Below are 17,186 nucleotides of genomic sequence, written 5' to 3'. Positions count from 1 at the left end.
ACGCGTGATCATTGCGGGGGCGGCAACCAGGCCGTTTTCCCGTTTTAGAACCGGCCGCTGGGGCTAACACTAGAGGTGACGTCGGTCACAGGAGGCGAACCCGATGGCTATTGGAGACAGTGGAGTCAGCCCCACGGCCCAAGCTGAAGCAGGATCGCAGCGGGTACAGGTACGACGGGCCGCAATGGCGAGTGCCATCGGCACGACCATCGAGTGGTACGACTTCTTCCTCTACAACACCGCTGCGGCGCTGGTCTTTCCGCACCTATTCTTCCCCGCATCCAGCACGTACGCCGGCGCGATGCAGTCCTTCGCGACCTATTTCGTGGGGTTCGCCGCACGGCCGATCGGCGCGGCGATCTTCGGCCACTGGGGAGACCGGATCGGCCGCAAGACCACGCTGATCATCACGCTGTTGGTGATGGGTCTCGCGTCGGCCGTCATCGGGATCCTGCCAGGGACCGAATCCATCGGCGTTGCAGCGCCCCTGTTGCTTGTGACGCTGCGCGTGCTCCAGGGCATCGCGGTCGGGGGGGAGTGGAGCGGCTCGGTGCTGCTCACGATGGAATGGGGTGACCAGAAACGGCGCGGCCTGCTGGGCAGCTTTGCGCAGGTCGGTGTCCCCGTCGGCCTGGTGCTCGGCACCGGCGGAATGACGCTGCTATCCGCGACGATGTCGGACGAGACTTTCGACTCCTGGGGCTGGCGGATACCGTTCCTGGCCAGCCTCATCCTGGTCGCCGTGGGCTTGGTGATCCGTCTGAAGATCCTTGAGACACCGATGTTCAGCAGGGTGCTGGAGCAAGGCAAGACCGCGACTACCCCGGTTGCCGAAGTGATCCGGCATCACTGGCGGGAAATCCTGCTCTCCGCGGGGCTGCGCTTCGTCGAGCAGATGCCGTTCTACCTGTTCACCACATTCGTCCTGACATACGTCGTCCAGCGCCACCACTACAGCAAGACCTTCGTGCTGACCGCGGTCCTTGTGGGCGCCACCGTAGAGCTTGCGACGATTCCGTTCTTCTCGCACTTGTCGGATTCGGTGGGCAGAAAGCGGGTTTACCTGACAGGAGCGGTCCTCGCGGGTTTGTTCGCGTTCCCGTACTTCGCCGTGCTGACCTACGGCGGGCCGGTGCCGATTTTCATCGCGGTTGTGCTGTCCATGGTCGTGCACTCGATGATGTACGGCCCGCAAGCCGCGCTGATCGGCGAGAGCTTCCCAACAAACCTGCGGTACGGCGGCGCCGGACTCGGCTACCAGTTGGCCTCGGTGTTCGCGGGCGGACCGGCTCCGCTGCTGGCGACGTGGCTGCTCCACGAGACTGGAACCCCGTACTCGATCTCGGTGTACATCGTCGTGGCTGCAGTCATCACAGTGGTGTGTTGCCTTGCACTGCCGGACCGTTCGCGCGCCGATATCGATGACGCGACGGTTTACAGCCGCGTCTAGACGCCGTCGGCTTCAGGCCTCTGGCTTCCACTGTTCGGAGTCCACGTACCGAGCCACGTTGGGGGTGTAGGTGAAAGCTCCGGGGTACCAGGCAATGTCGTATGGATAGCCGAGACCCGTATTCCGGCCGCCGGCGTACATCGCGACAAGATGTTGACTTGGAGCAGGCGGCGCAGATTCGTTTGAGAGTGCTTGTCTGGCAACGGTTTCGCCATCGAAGACCCGCGCCGAGAATTTGGGGCTGCCGTCCGCACGTACCAGCTAGGGCCAACACGAGGCATCTCCTCATCGCGGACATGCCCAGGCTCCCAACGGATTCCGTTACACACGCCCGGCGGCGAAGCCTGTCCACGCCTTTGAGGGTAGTCCGACATCCAGTGTCATCCGAGGACGAACGGCAGCTTCGCCGCCAGCTCTCCCAGTGCAGCTGTCTCCGCGTCGGTCGGAGTACGCCGGCCAGTGGCGACCAGTAGGGCGTCCTTGTCGGAAAACGACGACGGAAATGCGCTGTGGGCAATCTGCTCGAGCATCTCGCGTGACCGGGTGAGGCTCTGCGCCGGAGGTCCCTGCACACCGGGAAGGTGCGCGATGAGGTCGAGATGATGCAGCGTCCACTCCACGACGTACGCGCAGAGGTAGTCACCAGCGGTGAGGACCTCATCGCGGGTGCGCACGCGCATGTCCGGATCGGACAATTCAGCGGCGCGGCCGGCGGCGGCGCCGACGTCGTCGAGGTGGAACTTGAGCAGCCGCGGCTCTTCGTACGCGGCGGCCAGCCTGACTATCAGCGCGTCGAGGGGGTCATCGCCACTCGGCGGTTCTCGAGTGACGTGCCAATACGTGATTGCGTTCCGCGTCGGCTCGGTATCGGCGGGCGTCACCAGGGTGATCAGGACGTCCTGAGCGTCGATGATCAGGTGGCACACCAGGTCTCGCACGAGCCAGCCGCTACATCCGGAAGGTCGCGCGAAGTCCTCGTCCGGAAGATCGGCGACCGCCGCACACAACGCTGCCCAAGCGCGTGAAAAGAGATCCACGCCCCGAAAGCTAGCAGCGCCGGTCCAGCCCGCTACGGACCATCGCCCTCGTCAGACAGCGCGTCGGGTGGTGGGTCTACAAGTGAAATCGAGAAGATGATGGCGAGCAGACTGAAGATGATGAGCGCGGAGGCAAGGTCAAACCACTGGAACGGATAGAGAGCGCCGTCGATCGACAGTACGAGGATCGTCTCGACCACGCCGAAGGCGAAGAAGAAGACACCGAGGCTCAAACGGCGTAGCTCCCGATGCAACCGCGTTCGCCGGAGCTCGACCGTAAGGGTGAGCAGCAGCACGGGCAGTATCTGCGCAAGTGCAGTCGCGGTGGCGCTGTCCACCAGCACGATGGGGTGGCCACTTGGGTCGACCATCCCGGGAGGCTAGCAGGCCGAACAGGACGGCCGTCCGCGGCGCGAAGCTGGAACTGACGAAATTTCGCTGTCGATCCGATCGCCGAGCTGGGTTGCGAACCGGACGATTTCCGTAGCGGGTCACGGCCACGCCCGCGATTACGCACGCAGTCGCCAAGATCAACCCTCTAGCTGCACTAATTGATTTGCCTGGTATGGTGTGTAGTGTTCGGTATGTCGGTAAAGCGGTAGATGCGAGCGTTGAGCTACGGTGATTCGTGTTCGGCATCGTGTTTGCCGTTGACACACGTACCGGTGTACGCGCTGTGCATCGTGTGTGTGCCGGGTCAGGACCAGTGGAGGCGTGCGGTGAAGGACCCGCTAATGACATCTGTCGACCTGATTCGGTATGCCATCGCAGAGCAAGTTCGGGAGCTCGGCGGCGACGAGAAAGACGTCGACAGTATCGCCATGACCGCGGCCTATGCCGTGTGGTGCTGGACAGTAAGTGAGATGTCTCGAAGCTGAGCCGCTGGGCGGATGCGTTGTGGCACAGCATGCCTCGACCCGTCGGCCTGATCGCCATTGTCAGGCGCAGCTGGCACGATCGCAGCGTGACCACAATCGAACGGCTCATGCCGCCAATGGAGGCTGACGAGCGCACCACGCTGGAGTCTTGGCTGGACTTCTACCGCAGCACCCTGGCGCGCAAGTGCGACCAACTCGACGATCACCAATTACGAACCGCAGCGGTGCCGCCGTCGCAGCTGACCCTTCTCGGCCTCGTCCAACACATGGCGGAGGTGGAACGGAACTGGTTTCGTCGGGTCCTCGCCGGTGAGCAGGCACCGCCCATCTACACCCAAACCGCCCCGCCGACAGGACACGATGGCGGTTTCGATGTGTCGGATCAGGCGACATACCGCAGCGCAGTGGCGGCCTGGCAAGACGAAATAGCGCAGGCGCGCAAGAATTGCGAATCCCGCCGGCTGGATGACACGAGCCCGTTTCGCGGCGCTCGTGTGAGCCTGCGGTGGATATACGTCCATATGATCGGCGAGTACGCCCGTCATTGCGGCCATGCCGACTTGATCCGCGAAAATGTCGATGGCGCAACAGGTGTCTGATCACCCACGTCGGATGGGCGTGTTGCCGTAGCCGGCGGCCGCGGGCGAAACTTCGAAGCAAGCGGCTTGAGAAGGGCGCAGGCGATGGGATTGTTCGACAGCGTTTCGATGGGCGCGATCATCCTGCGCGTTGCCGACCTTGATGCCGCGGTCGACTGGTACAGAGCGAACTTCGAGATCGAACCGCTGCGGGTGGGAGCCGACGGGCAGCATCGAATCGCTACCTACGCCTTGGGCGGCCTCGTGGTCTCACTGTGGCAGCTGCCTGCCGAATGCAACGAACGTCCGAACACAGACGTCTGCCCATATCCAGTGTTTGTGACAGATGATCTCGACACCGCCCACGCCGCGCTGGTGTCAAAAGGGCTCAAAACCACCGGGATTCGGCAGAGCACCCTCACGCGGTTCTTCCAGACAGAGGACCTCGATGGCAATCGCTGGGAGTTCTCCGAAACATAGTGGGAGAGCTCTTAATCGGCCGGGCCGCTGCGCAGAAGCGGATGCGGTCAGTAATTCATCCACGAAGTGGCGTCATCGACCAAGTACGCCAACGGCCGAGTCTGTCCCAGCCGATCGAGGACCACCCGCCACCGTCGCACCGGCGATGTGCCGGTCTCAGTGCCGACCATCTGCGCCGGCACTGCTAAGCGGGTGTTCTGTAGGAACATCGCGAACCTCTCGGGTGTCGAATTTACGCTAGCGCAACTTGCCACTCATACTGCCGTTAGGGCAAACCATTTACCCTTAACTGAGACGAAGCTCACTGGCGGATAGTTTAGTGTAAAAGTCGGATCGTTGCAGCTTGGAACACTACGCTACGGTGCGTAGCGTTTGCTAGTAATATTTGCTGAAAGATATTACGCGAAGGTAACCAGTTCTGTGGATGCGCTGATTGCGCATGCCAGGGCGGTGACGTCGCCGGTCGAAAGTGAATGAGTGGGCAGGCGCGGCGCCGCCTGCTGTTGCTGCGGCGGCGCGTCAGCGTAGCCCGCTATCGATCACCCTCTGGCGAGCGCACGCGGGAGTCCAGCATCGCGATGATGCTGACGCCGCACGCGGGAAGGCGCTAGCCTTGCTCGGAAGTCGGGTCCGGGCGCTCCGCTGCGCTCCTAAAGGAATCGTTGCGCGCGCCATCAGAGAGGACAGCTGGGACATATGACGGAACGACACGGCGCTACATCATCCGTCCACGCCGCGAAGATCGCGGTCGCGGGCGCGTTCATTGCCGCCGGCGCACTGACAATGGCGGCTCAAGCCGCAGCGGATCCGGTGGTGCCTTACCCGACGCCGGTTCCGGGTCCCGCCACTCCGGCCCCTGGACAGCCGGTGATGGACTCTTCCGATGTACCGGTGGGACCGCCCCCGCCCCCGCCTGTCGGCGCTCCACCGGTGCCGGAGATCGAGAACCAGGTCTACGGCCAGGGGCAGACACCGGGCCAGCTGGGGTACCTCAGGGATCTTTGGCACTCATTCCACAGTGGCAATCCGCTCGAGGCGATCACCGCGCCCGATGAAGCGGCGCCAGGACCACCGCCGGGAGCCCCTCCGCCGCCGCAGCTTCCGCCCGGATACATATCGCTGAACGCCCCCGAGTCCAACGGCCCTCCGCCGGCAGGACCCGCCGAGGGCGGCCCCCCGCTGCCGCCGGGGTACTACCCGTTGAACGGACCACCTCCGCCCGGGTACTACGACTCTCCGGCGCCGGCCGATCCGGCCGCGCCAGTCACGACCGCGCCGGTCCCGCCGACGCCCTGACTCGTCGCGCTGAGGTATGCGTCACGCCTCGGCTGGCGCTGACATCGCGATACCTTTCGGCAAATCAATTTGTCGCCAAATAGCTTGCCTTGCAACACGTTAGGTAATACCTACCGCCACGGTTAAGGGCAGAACACCCATACGGCGGGAACATCGTGAAGGGATGTGGGCGGTCAGCGTCGCGCTGCCGCGAGGAGGATGTCCGTCCACTTAGGACGACAAAGGGAAGGGGGGTACCCCTTCCCACTCTCAATTTATAGGGCACCCGGGGGCTTGCGGCAAGACCCGGGTCGCGATGCAGAATCGCCGCCCTAGGCAAGAGCGGCCAAGTTTGGGAGTTGCGAATGGGAGATGTTGTGCCGATGACCGACCATGCGGTGGTGATTGTTGGGGGAGGCCCGACGGGGCTGATGTTGGGAGCCGAGCTGGCATTGGCGGGGGCCGATGTCGCGATCGTCGAACGGCGGCCCACCCAGGACGTCGTCGGCTCGCGTGCGGGCGGTCTGCATTCACGCACCATCGAAGTTCTCGATCAGCGGGGAATCGCCGAGAGATTCCTGAGCCAGGGTCGGGTGGTGCAGGTTAACCAGTTCGCCGGTAGTCGTTTGGACATCAGCGACTTTCCGAGCCGGCACCCGTACAGCCTGGGACTGTGGCAGAAGCACATTGAACGCATACTGGCCGACTGGGTCGATGAGCTACCGGTACGGATGTACCGCGGACACGAAGTGACGGGTATCGCCCAAGACGCCACCGGCGTCGACGTGCACCTGTCTGCAGGCAAGTCGCTGCGCGCGAAGTATCTCGTCGGGTGTGACGGAGGGCGCAGTCTGGTCCGCAAAGCGGCCGGCATCGAGTTTCCCGGGTGGGATCCATCAACGAGCTGTCTGATTGCCGAGGTCGAGGTGGCCCCCGAGCCAGGCAAAGCGCCGGAATGGGGCGTTGTCCGGCAAGACGCACTCGGTGTCAATGGACTCAGCAGGTTGGAGGATGGGGGCGGGGCACGCATCGTGGTGACCGAACAGCGGCTCGGAAACACTGACGAACCGACCATGCAGGATCTGAGCGAGGCGCTGATCGCCGTGTACGGCACCGATTACGGGATCCACAGTCCCACTTACATTTCGAGGTTCACCGACATGACTCGGCAGGCCGCAGCCTATCGCAACGGAAGGGTCCTGCTGGCCGGCGACGCCGCACACATACATGACCCTGTGGGTGGGCAGGGTCTCAACACAGGTGTGCAGGATGCAGTGAATCTGGGATGGAAACTGGCCCAGGTGGTCAAGGAGTCCTCGCCAGAAAGCCTTCTCGATACCTACCATGCGGAGCGCCACCCGGTCGCTGCCCGCGTGCTGCGCACCACGATGGCTCAAGTTGCGCTTCGTCGTCTCGACGACCGCAGAAAGGCGTTGAGCGAGAGCATTTCCGAACTGTTAAGCATGGAGGAGCCACGCAAACGATTCGCCGGCATGATGTCAGGGCTGGACATTCACTACGACCTCGGTGGGGGACATCCCTTGCTCGGACGCCGCATGCCAGACCTCGACGTGGTCACGGCCAACGGACCGCTGCGTGTCTTCACGCTCCTGCATGGTGCTCAGCCGGTGATGCTCAACCTCGGTGAGCCGGGCGGCGTCGACATCACAGGATGGGAGGATCGGGTTCAGTTGGTCGACGCGAAATATGTTGGTAGGTGGGAGCTTCCGGTAGTCGGGGTAGTAACTGCTCCGACTGGCGTGCTGATTCGGCCCGACGGGCATGTTGCTTGGGTCGGAGACCAAACCGACATGGGCCTACGCGATGCGCTCGGTACCTGGTTCGGGCGGGCATGAGCTCATCAACCGCGGTGGCGAATGTCGTCGATGACGTCGTGTTTCCATCGTCCATTCCACTGCGGTGGGGGTATCGCATGTTGCTAAAGGTTTGACAGGCAACCAAGTGGGGATACCCATAGCCACCACTGCGTGATCAGATAGGCGGACCGGAATGCAACACAGCGACAATGGAAAGAACGCCACCAGCGAACTGCTCGGAACGCTGGGCCTTCTCCTCAATATCGCCGCCGTGATCGCCACGGCTATGTCTCTGAACGCCGTGTACACCGCCGGGAGCAGTCGGGCCGGATTGGCTGGAGCCGTCGCAGCAGGGGCATTTCTGCTGAGCCTGATGTGTTTCGTGGCTGACCGTCGACGCCATGAGCGACCGACGACGCCGCTTCCGGATAGTGCGGCCGGCGCCGGCGCGGCGTAATCGGGCGCCGCGACGACAAGCGCCGGTCAAGTCAGCCAAGCACCGCGAATTTGCTTGGCGTCTATGGCCATACCGGGGCATTGGGCCCCGGCGTCACTAGCCGCTATGCCCCGAGTGCTGGTCCGATGGTGGTGTTCCAGGACTCTTGCATTTCGGATTCGAACAGGCCCCAGGTGTGGGAGCCTTCGGGGCGCACGATGTAGGTGATCGGGATGCCTGCTGCTGCGGCGGAGTCGGCGAAGACCTTGGTGCTGTCGGCGACGATGCGCTCGATCAACCCGCCGGTGATGTTGGGGCCAAAGCCCTCGGGCAGCCGGTCGACCGCGCCGACCCCGCCGCTGGCCGAGGCGGCGGCATAAACGGCGACCCCGCTGAGCTTGGCGACGTTTTTGGACGGGTCGTGGGCGATCCACAGCGGGCCGCCGGCCGGGCCCCACATGGCGTCGGCGCTTTGGCCGCCGCCCATCAGGGTCATCGCCACCTGCTGGGGGTTATCGGCGGGGTTGAGCAGCCCGCTGTAGGAACCCACGGCCTTGAACAATCCGGGTGCTTGCACGGCGTAGTCGACGGCGGTGCCGCCGGTGCTCGACAATCCGCCGACGGCGTTTTTGCCGCTGGTGTTGTACTGCTTGTTGATCAGCGGGGGCAGTTCTTGGGTCATGTAGGTCTGATATTGCTTGCTGGCGTCGTTGACCCAGTTGGTCCACCAGCTGAACGGGCCGCCCAGCGGGGACACCACGTTGACGTTTTTGGTGGCGAAAAACCCTTGAATGTCGGTCATGCCGAACCAGCTCTTGCCCCCCGGTGCGATGCCGCCGCCGTCCAGGTCGTCACCGCCATCGATACCGGGCAGCAAGTAGAACACCGGCGCACCAGCCTTGGGGGCCTTGAACACGTCGTTGACGATGACCAGGTTCATCGACGGCGAATACACCGACACCTTGTCCCAACGGTCATTGACATGCTGAATGTCGGTGATATGCGCAGCCTCCGCCGACGCAACAGGAACCGACACCAACGACAGCGCAAGAAGCATCACAACAGCGAGCGCGCGAACAGGATTCGTCAAGATCACCGGCTGATTATGTAGTTCAGCGAACCTTTAGACAACCCTAAGGTCCTTTGCCGCTGGGCGTGTCGTCAACTTGAAGCCGCATTCACCGCGCCGACGGCAATCGTTGGTGGGCGTACGGGCACCCAAGGCCCGGAAGGTTTGCAGTGCGGTTTCGACGGCTCCGATGTCGCCGCCGAGGCGGGCCGTCCCCGCTGATTTCACGGCGGTACCGCTGATCAACTGCTTGGGTTGTGATCGGGGAAGCGCACGATGTTGGGATCGGTAGCCCCACTCGCTGTGTGTACTGAACCGCAATAGCAGCGCCACCGGATCGGCGCTCATGAAAGGAAGCGACAATGAATCGAATGTCGCGGTTTGCGACGACGCTGGTGTTGGCTGGCGGTCTAGGTCTTGCTGGGCTGACATCTGCCACTGCGCAAGCTCAGGGTCCGAGCTATGAGGGTGGCAACTGTCCGGACGGACTCACGTGCACCCACTGGTGCCCCGGCGATCCTGTGCCTCCGGGCAGTCAGGTGGTCAGCTGGGACTGGAACGTCTGCCACGACTGGTACTGGAACTCCGAAGGCATCGTCGATGTCACGACCAACATCATGTACCCGTGGCACGGCGCTCCGCACGAGGCTGCGCCTCCACCGGTGTTCAACGCTCCACCACCGCCACCGCAGGGTCCGCCGCCAGGTACGCCGTTCTGCAGTCCGCGCGGTGCGCTGATCATCATCCCGCCGATCTGCGACGAGATCGGCGTTGATTGGCCGCCCGGTTCGCTGCGGAACTAAAAACACACGTCGGCCCGCCACCGCGGGGTTCGTTGGTGGCGGGCCGCGCGGGGGTCGCGCCAAACGGTTTGGCGTTCAACCTGTTCCGCTCTTTACTGACCGTAGAGCCGGGCGATGTCCGGGGAGTCCAGCCAGCCGGAGTAGGTCGGCCGCTTGGGCCAACCGTCGGGGGAGTCCTGCCACTCCTCTTGGCGGCCCCACGGCAGGATGTCGATCAGCGGGAAGGAATGGCTGAGTTGCTCGGTGCCGCGTCCGTTGGTGTGCCAGGTGCGGTAGACTGTGTCGCCGTCACGCAGAAACACGTTGACTCCAAATCCTTGGCCTGGAGGTGCATCGACATCCGCGGCGAAGGAGCTGTCTGACGACGAATACCAGTCCATCTTGTTGCCCACTTTGGCTTTATAGGCCAGCGCCTCCTCGATCGGTCCGTTGGTGACGATCACGAACCGGGCGTCGTAGTTGTCGAGGAACTCCAACCGGGTGAACTGCGACGTGAAGCCGGTGCACCCGCCGCACTGCCATTCGGCGCCGTCTGACCACATGTGGTTGTAGACGATGAGTTGCGACCGCCCGTCGAAGATGTCGGCGAGACGGACGGGGCCGTTTTCGCCGACCAGGGTGTAGTCGGGCAACTGCACCATGGGAAGCCGGCGGCGCTGCGCGGCGATCGCGTCGAGCTCTCGAGTCGCCGCCTTTTCCCTGATGCGCAGCTCATCGAGAGCGGCACGCCAGGTGGAGTGGTCTACGACGGGTGGCTTCGCGGATATGCGAGTGGTCATCGGTTCTCCTCGTGGTTGAGCGCTGTTTGAGGTATGGACTTCGTCGATGGCTGTTACTCATCGCGTCCCGGGCCGGGTCACGATTTGGCGCAGTGTCGAAGATGGAACTGTGGCAAGTGAAGCCAGCGATGTCGTTCTGAGCACGGAAGATCTTCGTGAGGTGACGGCGTTTGCCGCTGCGTGCGCGCAGGCAGGGCTCGAGATATTCGAGGCCGATCAGCCCGACGACTCGCGACCTCGAAAGGCGATTGCTGCTGCGTGGGAGTTCGCTCGGGGTGGCGAGCGTAAGAAATCACTGCGCGACGCAGCGTGGGCGGCGCTCAACGCAGCCAGGGGCGCGAACACTGCCGCGGCGAGGGAGTCGGCGCGTGCGGCGATGTCTGCGGCAGGCGCTGCCTACTTGCATCCGTTGGCTAAGGCCACGCAGGTGAAACATATTGTCGGTGCAGGTGCTTACGCAGCCAGAGCCGCCGAACTCTTCGCTGGTGACGACCCGGCCGTAGGTACGGAACTTGTCGAGCAAGCGGCGCGTCGTGCGACACCAGCCGTCGTTGATGTGCTCAAGCGCTTTCCGGCGGCTCCCGGAGGCGGGGGACGGGTTGGTGAGTTGATCCGCATGCTGGACGCACACCTTCGCAGTAGCCGTCGTTGACGGTCCGACGACCAGTTCGGGTGTCCGGTCGAGACGAAGAGTTGGCCAACATGCGCGAGGGCTGGTGGCGCTTTCCTGCAGCAGCGTGTGGACTTGGCAAATATTGTCGATCATGTAATATACGTGTCGGGTGGGGCGTCGCTCGAGGAGTGAAGTGTCAGCAAATAATGATCCCCTATCTCCCTCCACTGGATGCTCGACAGCAAAGGCGCGCAACTCATGAGCGCCGAGATGACGATGCGGTTGGTCTTTTTGGGGTTGATCGCCGCGCTGCTTCTGATCGGCTTCAGCATGGGAAAAGACGGCTACCGAGAGCCACGACACAGATGGCAACCGGCCGCTCCCGAAGCCGACACGTCCGTCGTAACGTCACCGCGGGCCGCTGCTAATGATGTAGCTGCTGCCGCCGCGTTCGCCGACGAATCGATCCGGGGAGCCGCTGACTCACGCGATGAAAGTTGCAGCCTCTCTCGGTAACCGCGCAATCTGATCGCTGCGGTTTCCAGGGGAACTTCAACGACATAGCCGGACTTCCAGCGGTTGGTAGGTTGACCGTCGTGGACCTCGGCTCGAAGCTGCGTCCCGTCGCCGAGGCTCTTCTCGTGCAAGGGGAGAAGCTGTGCGGCGTGTGTGTCGCGACGCAGGTCGGCATGTTCAAGGGCCGACAAGTGCTTCTCGCCGTCACCGACCGCCGACTGCTCGTGCAGGGAATGAATCGCAAGTTCGAGCCCGTCGGGGACGCCATCTCGTTGCCGCCCGACCGGATCGCCGGCGCGTCTGCTGAGGGCGCCGGCGGCGGGTGGATGAACGTCGGGATGGCGATCATGGGCGGCGCCGCGGTAACGCTCAAGGTCCGCACCACCGACGGCGAGAAGCTGAAGCTCACCATGATGCGGGGTGCCGGATTGTTCGGGAAGCTCGGCGGCGGCGATACGCAGCGCCAAGGCATCGAGGCGGTAGCCGCGTGGTTCAGCGAGCGCGCCGGGTAGCGGTTTGAAAACCGTTGAGGCGTCAAGGCGACGATGGTTGTTTCGAAATATGTTGGCGCACAGGCGAGGCCGACGGTGACGGGAATAGGCTTGTCAGCTGATCTTGACTCGGCCAAAGCTGCGACGACTCTGCACTGATGGTGGTGGTCCGGCGGCGAACCGCAACACCAGTGCGATGGATTCGCCGGGAGGTGTGCCGGCCAGATGCCACAAGTTGCTTTGCAGTTGTCCTAACTCGTCGGCGAAGGATGCCGACAGCTCTTCCAGCTCGGCCCGATTGTGGGCGTAGAGAAACACCGGTGAGACTGGCTGAACCGTAAGCCCTCGCTGCTGGGCGATGATCCAGAGCAGCTCGACGGCGGAACCACCCTTCACGTAGTCGCGAAGTGTCGATCCTGCCACGGTGATCACGCCTACCGCGGAACTGCCGAGGATCCGGTCGCGGCTATCCTCGCCCAGCGCACTGCCGGCCTTCCACTCGGCCAGGTGGGCCATGACGTCGGGTCGTCGCAGGATGTCGAGCACCGCGAGGTCACCGTCATCGAGTTCGAGACTGCGAACATCGATTCCGGTGTCAGGATCGGGGTCGCCGGGCCATTGCAGTTCGGAGATCATCTCCCTGTGCAGTTGCGGCGTCAGGTACCGGATGCGATCGGCGGCGGCGAAAATCGTTGCCAGCGCGGCTATGTCGTCTCGTTCGGTGAGCAGCTGCAGCCGCGCTCCTTCCCGTTGGGCTGCCCCCTCGAGCGCCTGGATCGTATGGGGGTCAAGTGATTTGGGGTCTCCGTAGTGGCGGTTGGTTTCACGTGCGAGCATCGATTGATACAGCTCGGCAAGGTCGCTGTCCGTACCCTCACCCAGGGTAAGGATCGCCCGCAACGGCGGTTCGCCGGTATTCTCGGTCAGCGTGACCGGCCCCAGCGCGTTGTGCGCGGCCGCCGCGATTCTCGCGTTCATCACCGCCGCCCCGAGTGCGACAGCGCTGCCGCGGAATCCGACGTCGATACCTACGTGCGGCGGCGCAAGGTCGATGGTGATGGCGGTGGGGCTGGCATGGATAGACCAGGGTTGCACGTTTCCGCCCGACGGCGCGCGGATTGCCGCGGAGGCGATGACGCCGGGTAATCCTGGCAGCGTAGGCGTCTCGCGATCCCCGGCGGACGCTGGGCGCGGCTGAGCCATGTCGGGTTCGGCGAGCTGGCTGATTCCCCACCCGATGTCGATGCGGGTGCGCCCCGAGCGCAATTCTTCGCCGAGCCCGATTCTGCGCACGGCCTCGGCTAGTACCGAGGCACCCAACACCACATCCGAGGCCAGTTGCGGCCATGTCGACAGTGACCGGTCGATCTCCACGAGGGACGCAGCTGTGCGCGAGGACAATCGTTCAGCTTCAAGGTGACGCAGGATGTGTCGGACCTTTTCCCGGCTGCTCATGCCGGGCAATAGTCCGATGTCCAACTGGCCAAGCAGGCCGTGCAAAATCGGGCGTTCGGGCTCTTGATCGAAGCGCTCCACGTCGATCAGTCCTCGATCAGCGGTGGCCATCAATACCGGAATTTGGCGGGCCCGGGCGCCTTCACGCAGGCCGGCCTTTATGTCGAGTGAATCGCATTCTTCGACAAGGATGTCGAGCCCATCGAGGAATTCATCGACGGTGTCGAAGGTGAGCCCCTCGTCGAAAACCTCCACCGGTAAATAGGGGTCGAGCTCGGCAACCCGGCGCGCCGCCACGTAGGCCTTATTGATGCCGATATCCAAGACGGTCGCCGGCACGCGATTGAGGTTCGACAGTTCGAGGTGATCGAAGTCAGCCAGCCGGAGGCGGCCGCACAGTCCTTCGGCGGCCAAGGTGTGCGCGATGACGTGCCCGACGCTGAGGCCGGCGACGCCGATGTGCAGCGTGCCAAGCCGGTCCTGTTCTTCGGTGGTGATGTTGTTGCGGTTGCGGTCCAGCCGCACGGTGCGAAACCCCCGCGGACCGAGCACCGCTACAACCGTTCGCCGCCACGGGTAGTACGCCCACCGGATGGGTTCTGAGAGCAGGTCGGTAGCCGGTGAGGGGCGAAGGTTGCGCAGGCTCGCCAGCTGCCCGTCGCGGTGATCGATGAATTCCACGTCGGGATCCGCGCGCAGCTGCTGCAACAGCGAGTCGTCGGTCGGATCGTCGGCGTTCAGAATCTGGGCGCTGTAGGCGGCGGCGTACGGCTTGTCCATGGTGCCCTGTGTATAGCATCGGGGTGTTGAGTTGGCGCGGGTTCGCCCAACCTGGGAGTACCGGGCGACCGCCATCAACTAAGCGGTTCGGGGTCGATTGTCGCCTGCGCCAACCGTTTCGGCAGTGCGGCCTAGCTGAGGTGCTCGTTGAAGAAAGTGAGGATGCGTTGCCAAGCGTCCTCGGCCTCGGGTTCGGAGTAGGCCATCCCGGCGACGCGCTCCACTATCCGGATCGGCCCGGGAATGCCCCAGTTATTCATGAAGCTGTGGCCGGCGTCGGGGTATTCCTTGATGTCGCGTGGCACATCACCGGCGGCCAGGGCCGCCTCGAGCTTGTCGGCGGTGCCGCGTGCGACGATGCGGTCCTTGGCGCCGAAGCTCGCCACGACAGGACATGACTTGGCGAGCGTGTCCGTGTTGGCTGGCATGAGACCGTAATTCGGCGCGGTCGCGTCGAACAGCCCTCGCGGGGCCAGCTGCAAACAGAATCCTGCGCCCATGCAGAACCCGATGAGGCCCACCTTGCCAGTGCAGCGCGGATCGGACAGTAGGTGGTCACGTGCGGCGACAAGGTCGTCGTAGGCGGGACCGTTGCCGGTGAAATGCGAGCGGATGGTGCGGAGCATGCACGTGATTTTCGAGCCGCGACCGTACAGTGCCGGCGCCAGCGCCAGATACCCGGCAGATGCCATGCGATCGGTGATCCGCCGCAAGTCGGCTGTCACACCAAGCACGTCCTGCACGATAACGACCGCCGGCCATGGACCGGGCCCTGCGGGAACGGCAAGGTAGCCGGGTAGCGGGCTGGTCGGAGCGGAATAGCTGATAACTGGCACGTCGTTGACCTAAAGTGCAATTGCGTTGTGGGCGTGCGTATTTGGAGAGTGCCCTGGCGCTTGTGTGCGCAGGGCGCTTTGGGAGGTCGACGGCAACGGCCAAGCACCCGCTGGCTGAATCTGGTTCGCAGTGCCGCTGGCACCGTTCACATCGGCCAAATGTGGGGGTGCTGCGGGCAACTCAACGAGGGGCGACACGCGCATACCGTCGCACCATACCGTCATACGGTTTTACGGTATAGCCGCATCAACCTTCGTCGGTCGTCTGTGCACCGGCGCTCATGGGGCGCGCCGCGCCCGAACAGGATGTCACGCACCGGACTGCTCGGCGGCCACGGCTTCCGGTTGTAGGCTGGCGCGGTGGTCTCCGTGAGCAGGGACATGGCCGAGAGATCGGGCACGCGTGACGTGGCTTCCTTGCCGTTGCCCCCGAAAAACCCGCTGCCATATCGCGAGCGCGTCAAGGCTCTTCGGTCATTTCACACTGGCATGGACAAGCTACGCGATGCCGGCGGGCCGGTAACCCGGTTCAGCTTGGGGCCCAAGTGGTTGATGCCGCCGATCGTCGCGGTGACCTCCCCGCAAGGCATTCGCGATGTAGTCAGTGTGCGGGATGGCTCGGTGGACAAGACAAGCGCGGTGTCAGCGGAGCTGGGTCGGCTGCTGGGCGAAAACCTTTTCGTGCTGCCCCATCAGGAGTGGCTACCGCGCCGTCGCACGCTGCAGCCGGTGTTCACCAGGCAGCAGGTGCGCAAGTTTGGCGGCCACATGGCCGAGGCGGCGCACAAGGTGTGCGCGACGTGGCGCGACGGCGCGACAATTGATCTGGATGCGCAGTGCCGCACGCTGACGTTGCGAGCGCTCGGTCGTTCGGTACTCGGATTAGACCTCGATGAGAGGTCCGCCGACATCGCCGAACCCCTGCGCATAGCAACGAGTTACGCAGTCGGGCGGGCGTTGCGGCCCTTGCGTGCACCGAGCTGGATGCCCACACCGGCGAGGCGGCGGGCTCGCGCCGCCGCGGCAGCGATTCGTGAGCTGGCCGATGAAATCGTGCGGGAGTGTCGGGCTGACCCCACCAAGGACGCGCCGCTGGTGCAGGCGCTGATCGCCGCGACAGATCCTGAGACCGGAAAATCCCTGTCCGACAGCGAAATCCGTGACGAACTGGTCATTTTCTTGTTCGCCGGCCATGACACCACCGCGACGACGCTGACATATGCGCTGTGGGAATTGGGCCGTCATCGTGAGCTGCAGGACCGCGTCGCCGCCGAGGTCGCCGAACTCGGTGATCGCGAACTAACCCCCGATGATGTTCCGCGGCTTGGCTATACCGTTCAGGTACTTCACGAGGCGTTACGGCTGTGCCCGCCGGGTCCCACCGGGACGCGGATGACAATGGCCGATATCGAAGTCGATGGCTACCGTGTGCCCGCCGGCACGATGGTCGCGTTCGGACGGATGTCGGTACAAACCGATCCCAGCTTGTGGAATGATCCGCTGGCGTTTGATCCCGACCGTTTCAGCGCCGAAGGTTCGCAAGGCCGGGACCGTTGGCAGTACGTGCCGTTCGGCGGAGGGCCACGGTCGTGTATCGGCGATCATTTCGCAATGCTGGAGGCCACGCTGGCGTTGGCGACGATCGTTCGCCACGCCGACATCACCTCGGTGGACGACGACTTTCCCCTCGCGGTTCCGTTCACGATGGTTGCCGGCGGTCCGATCTGGGCCAGGGTGCGGCTGCGCTGATCAGCCGTGACGCCGCTTATGTGTGACCTCTGGTCCATCCGACGGGGCGGCCCGATGTTGAAGTTGCCCCTCACGTATCAGGCTGGTCACCGCGGTGTCCCAGCGCCATAGCTGTGCAGGTGTGGGGAAGGGCTCGGGTATGTG

General features: G+C 63.8%; 17 protein-coding genes. 11 read left to right on the top strand and 6 right to left on the bottom strand.

Annotation, left to right across the window (positions count from 1 at the left end; genetic code table 11):
• The first annotated feature begins 184 nt into the window (after nt 1–184).
• Nucleotides 185–1,450, top strand: coding sequence for an MFS transporter (locus tag ACWW36_RS24220; protein WP_456138483.1), 1,266 nt, complete (start codon nt 185–187; stop codon nt 1,448–1,450).
• A 380-nt stretch (nt 1,451–1,830) separates the two neighbouring features.
• On the opposite strand, the gene ACWW36_RS24215 is transcribed toward ACWW36_RS24220, so the two are convergent.
• Together ACWW36_RS24215 and ACWW36_RS24210 are read right to left on the bottom strand one after the other, a co-directional pair.
• Nucleotides 1,831–2,487, bottom strand: a complete 657-nt coding sequence (locus ACWW36_RS24215; RefSeq protein WP_456138482.1) for a maleylpyruvate isomerase N-terminal domain-containing protein — start codon at nt 2,485–2,487, stop codon at nt 1,831–1,833.
• Between the two features lie 32 nt (nt 2,488–2,519).
• A complete protein-coding gene (locus ACWW36_RS24210; RefSeq protein ID WP_456138481.1) occupies nt 2,520–2,858 on the bottom strand; it encodes a hypothetical protein in 339 nt (112 codons plus the stop codon).
• Between the two features lie 363 nt (nt 2,859–3,221).
• Here ACWW36_RS24210 and ACWW36_RS24205 point away from each other — a divergent pair, with 363 nt between their 5' ends.
• The 6 genes from ACWW36_RS24205 (at nt 3,222) to ACWW36_RS24180 (ending at nt 7,972) form a co-directional block, all read left to right on the top strand.
• On the top strand, nt 3,222–3,365 hold the full coding sequence (locus ACWW36_RS24205; protein WP_456138480.1) for a hypothetical protein: 144 nt from the start codon (nt 3,222–3,224) through the stop codon (nt 3,363–3,365).
• Between the two features lie 86 nt (nt 3,366–3,451).
• Nucleotides 3,452–3,964, top strand: coding sequence for a DinB family protein (locus tag ACWW36_RS24200; protein ID WP_456138479.1), 513 nt, complete (start codon nt 3,452–3,454; stop codon nt 3,962–3,964).
• An 84-nt stretch (nt 3,965–4,048) separates the two neighbouring features.
• Nucleotides 4,049–4,423, top strand: a complete 375-nt coding sequence (locus tag ACWW36_RS24195; protein ID WP_456138478.1) for a VOC family protein — start codon at nt 4,049–4,051, stop codon at nt 4,421–4,423.
• A gap of 696 nt (nt 4,424–5,119) precedes the next feature.
• Nucleotides 5,120–5,719 carry a hypothetical protein gene (locus ACWW36_RS24190; protein ID WP_456138477.1) on the top strand — a complete coding sequence of 200 codons (600 nt, stop codon included), beginning with the start codon at nt 5,120–5,122 and terminating at the stop codon, nt 5,717–5,719.
• Nucleotides 5,720–6,081: 362 nt separating this feature from the next.
• Nucleotides 6,082–7,554 (top strand): FAD-dependent monooxygenase, encoded by a 1,473-nt coding sequence (locus ACWW36_RS24185; RefSeq protein WP_456142609.1) that lies wholly within the window; start codon nt 6,082–6,084, stop codon nt 7,552–7,554.
• 154 nt (nt 7,555–7,708) lie between these two features.
• A complete protein-coding gene (locus ACWW36_RS24180) occupies nt 7,709–7,972 on the top strand; it encodes a hypothetical protein (RefSeq protein ID WP_456138476.1) in 264 nt (87 codons plus the stop codon).
• Between the two features lie 103 nt (nt 7,973–8,075).
• On the opposite strand, the gene ACWW36_RS24175 is transcribed toward ACWW36_RS24180, so the two are convergent.
• Nucleotides 8,076–9,047 (bottom strand): alpha/beta hydrolase, encoded by a 972-nt coding sequence (locus ACWW36_RS24175; protein WP_456138475.1) that lies wholly within the window; start codon nt 9,045–9,047, stop codon nt 8,076–8,078.
• 344 nt (nt 9,048–9,391) lie between these two features.
• Here ACWW36_RS24175 and ACWW36_RS24170 point away from each other — a divergent pair, with 344 nt between their 5' ends.
• Nucleotides 9,392–9,823, top strand: coding sequence for a hypothetical protein (locus ACWW36_RS24170; RefSeq protein WP_456138474.1), 432 nt, complete (start codon nt 9,392–9,394; stop codon nt 9,821–9,823).
• A 92-nt stretch (nt 9,824–9,915) separates the two neighbouring features.
• Here the strand turns inward: ACWW36_RS24170 and ACWW36_RS24165 are convergent, their stop codons facing one another.
• Nucleotides 9,916–10,602, bottom strand: coding sequence for a DUF899 domain-containing protein (locus tag ACWW36_RS24165; protein WP_456138473.1), 687 nt, complete (start codon nt 10,600–10,602; stop codon nt 9,916–9,918).
• A 109-nt stretch (nt 10,603–10,711) separates the two neighbouring features.
• Between ACWW36_RS24165 and ACWW36_RS24160 the strand changes: the two genes are divergently transcribed.
• Together ACWW36_RS24160 and ACWW36_RS24155 are read left to right on the top strand one after the other, a co-directional pair.
• Nucleotides 10,712–11,254, top strand: a complete 543-nt coding sequence (locus tag ACWW36_RS24160; RefSeq protein WP_456138472.1) for a putative immunity protein — start codon at nt 10,712–10,714, stop codon at nt 11,252–11,254.
• 557 nt (nt 11,255–11,811) lie between these two features.
• Nucleotides 11,812–12,243, top strand: coding sequence for a hypothetical protein (locus ACWW36_RS24155; protein WP_456138471.1), 432 nt, complete (start codon nt 11,812–11,814; stop codon nt 12,241–12,243).
• Nucleotides 12,244–12,336: 93 nt separating this feature from the next.
• Here ACWW36_RS24155 and ACWW36_RS24150 read toward each other — a convergent pair whose 3' ends face one another.
• Nucleotides 12,337–14,457: an Rv1355c family protein gene (locus tag ACWW36_RS24150; RefSeq protein WP_456138470.1), complete on the bottom strand. Its 2,121-nt coding sequence runs from the start codon at nt 14,455–14,457 to the stop codon at nt 12,337–12,339.
• Nucleotides 14,458–14,588: 131 nt separating this feature from the next.
• Complete coding sequence (locus tag ACWW36_RS24145) at nt 14,589–15,293, bottom strand: dienelactone hydrolase family protein (RefSeq protein ID WP_456138469.1); 705 nt, start codon at nt 15,291–15,293, stop codon at nt 14,589–14,591.
• A 381-nt stretch (nt 15,294–15,674) separates the two neighbouring features.
• Between ACWW36_RS24145 and ACWW36_RS24140 the strand changes: the two genes are divergently transcribed.
• Nucleotides 15,675–17,042 (top strand): cytochrome P450, encoded by a 1,368-nt coding sequence (locus ACWW36_RS24140; RefSeq protein WP_456142608.1) that lies wholly within the window; start codon nt 15,675–15,677, stop codon nt 17,040–17,042.
• Nucleotides 17,043–17,186: the final 144 nt, after the last annotated feature.

It is taken from the genome of Mycobacterium sp. MMS18-G62 (genome assembly GCF_053877835.1).
Note: the sequence above shows the minus strand (reverse complement) of the source record. Positions and strands in the feature narration are given on the sequence as shown.

What these genes read in the sequence shown, in the direction of transcription:
- ACWW36_RS24150 (WP_456138470.1), bottom strand. Translation starts at nt 14,457, where the DNA reads ATGGACAAGCCGTACGCCGCCGCCTACAGCGCCCAGATTCTGAACGCC.
- ACWW36_RS24205 (WP_456138480.1), top strand. Translation starts at nt 3,222, where the DNA reads ATGACATCTGTCGACCTGATTCGGTATGCCATCGCAGAGCAAGTTCGG.
- ACWW36_RS24165 (WP_456138473.1), bottom strand. Translation starts at nt 10,602, where the DNA reads ATGACCACTCGCATATCCGCGAAGCCACCCGTCGTAGACCACTCCACC.
- ACWW36_RS24140 (WP_456142608.1), top strand. Translation starts at nt 15,675, where the DNA reads ATGGCCGAGAGATCGGGCACGCGTGACGTGGCTTCCTTGCCGTTGCCC.
- ACWW36_RS24180 (WP_456138476.1), top strand. Translation starts at nt 7,709, where the DNA reads ATGCAACACAGCGACAATGGAAAGAACGCCACCAGCGAACTGCTCGGA.
- ACWW36_RS24190 (WP_456138477.1), top strand. Translation starts at nt 5,120, where the DNA reads ATGACGGAACGACACGGCGCTACATCATCCGTCCACGCCGCGAAGATC.
- ACWW36_RS24210 (WP_456138481.1), bottom strand. Translation starts at nt 2,858, where the DNA reads ATGGTCGACCCAAGTGGCCACCCCATCGTGCTGGTGGACAGCGCCACC.
- ACWW36_RS24170 (WP_456138474.1), top strand. Translation starts at nt 9,392, where the DNA reads ATGTCGCGGTTTGCGACGACGCTGGTGTTGGCTGGCGGTCTAGGTCTT.
- ACWW36_RS24220 (WP_456138483.1), top strand. Translation starts at nt 185, where the DNA reads ATGGCGAGTGCCATCGGCACGACCATCGAGTGGTACGACTTCTTCCTC.
- ACWW36_RS24185 (WP_456142609.1), top strand. Translation starts at nt 6,082, where the DNA reads ATGACCGACCATGCGGTGGTGATTGTTGGGGGAGGCCCGACGGGGCTG.
- ACWW36_RS24195 (WP_456138478.1), top strand. Translation starts at nt 4,049, where the DNA reads ATGGGATTGTTCGACAGCGTTTCGATGGGCGCGATCATCCTGCGCGTT.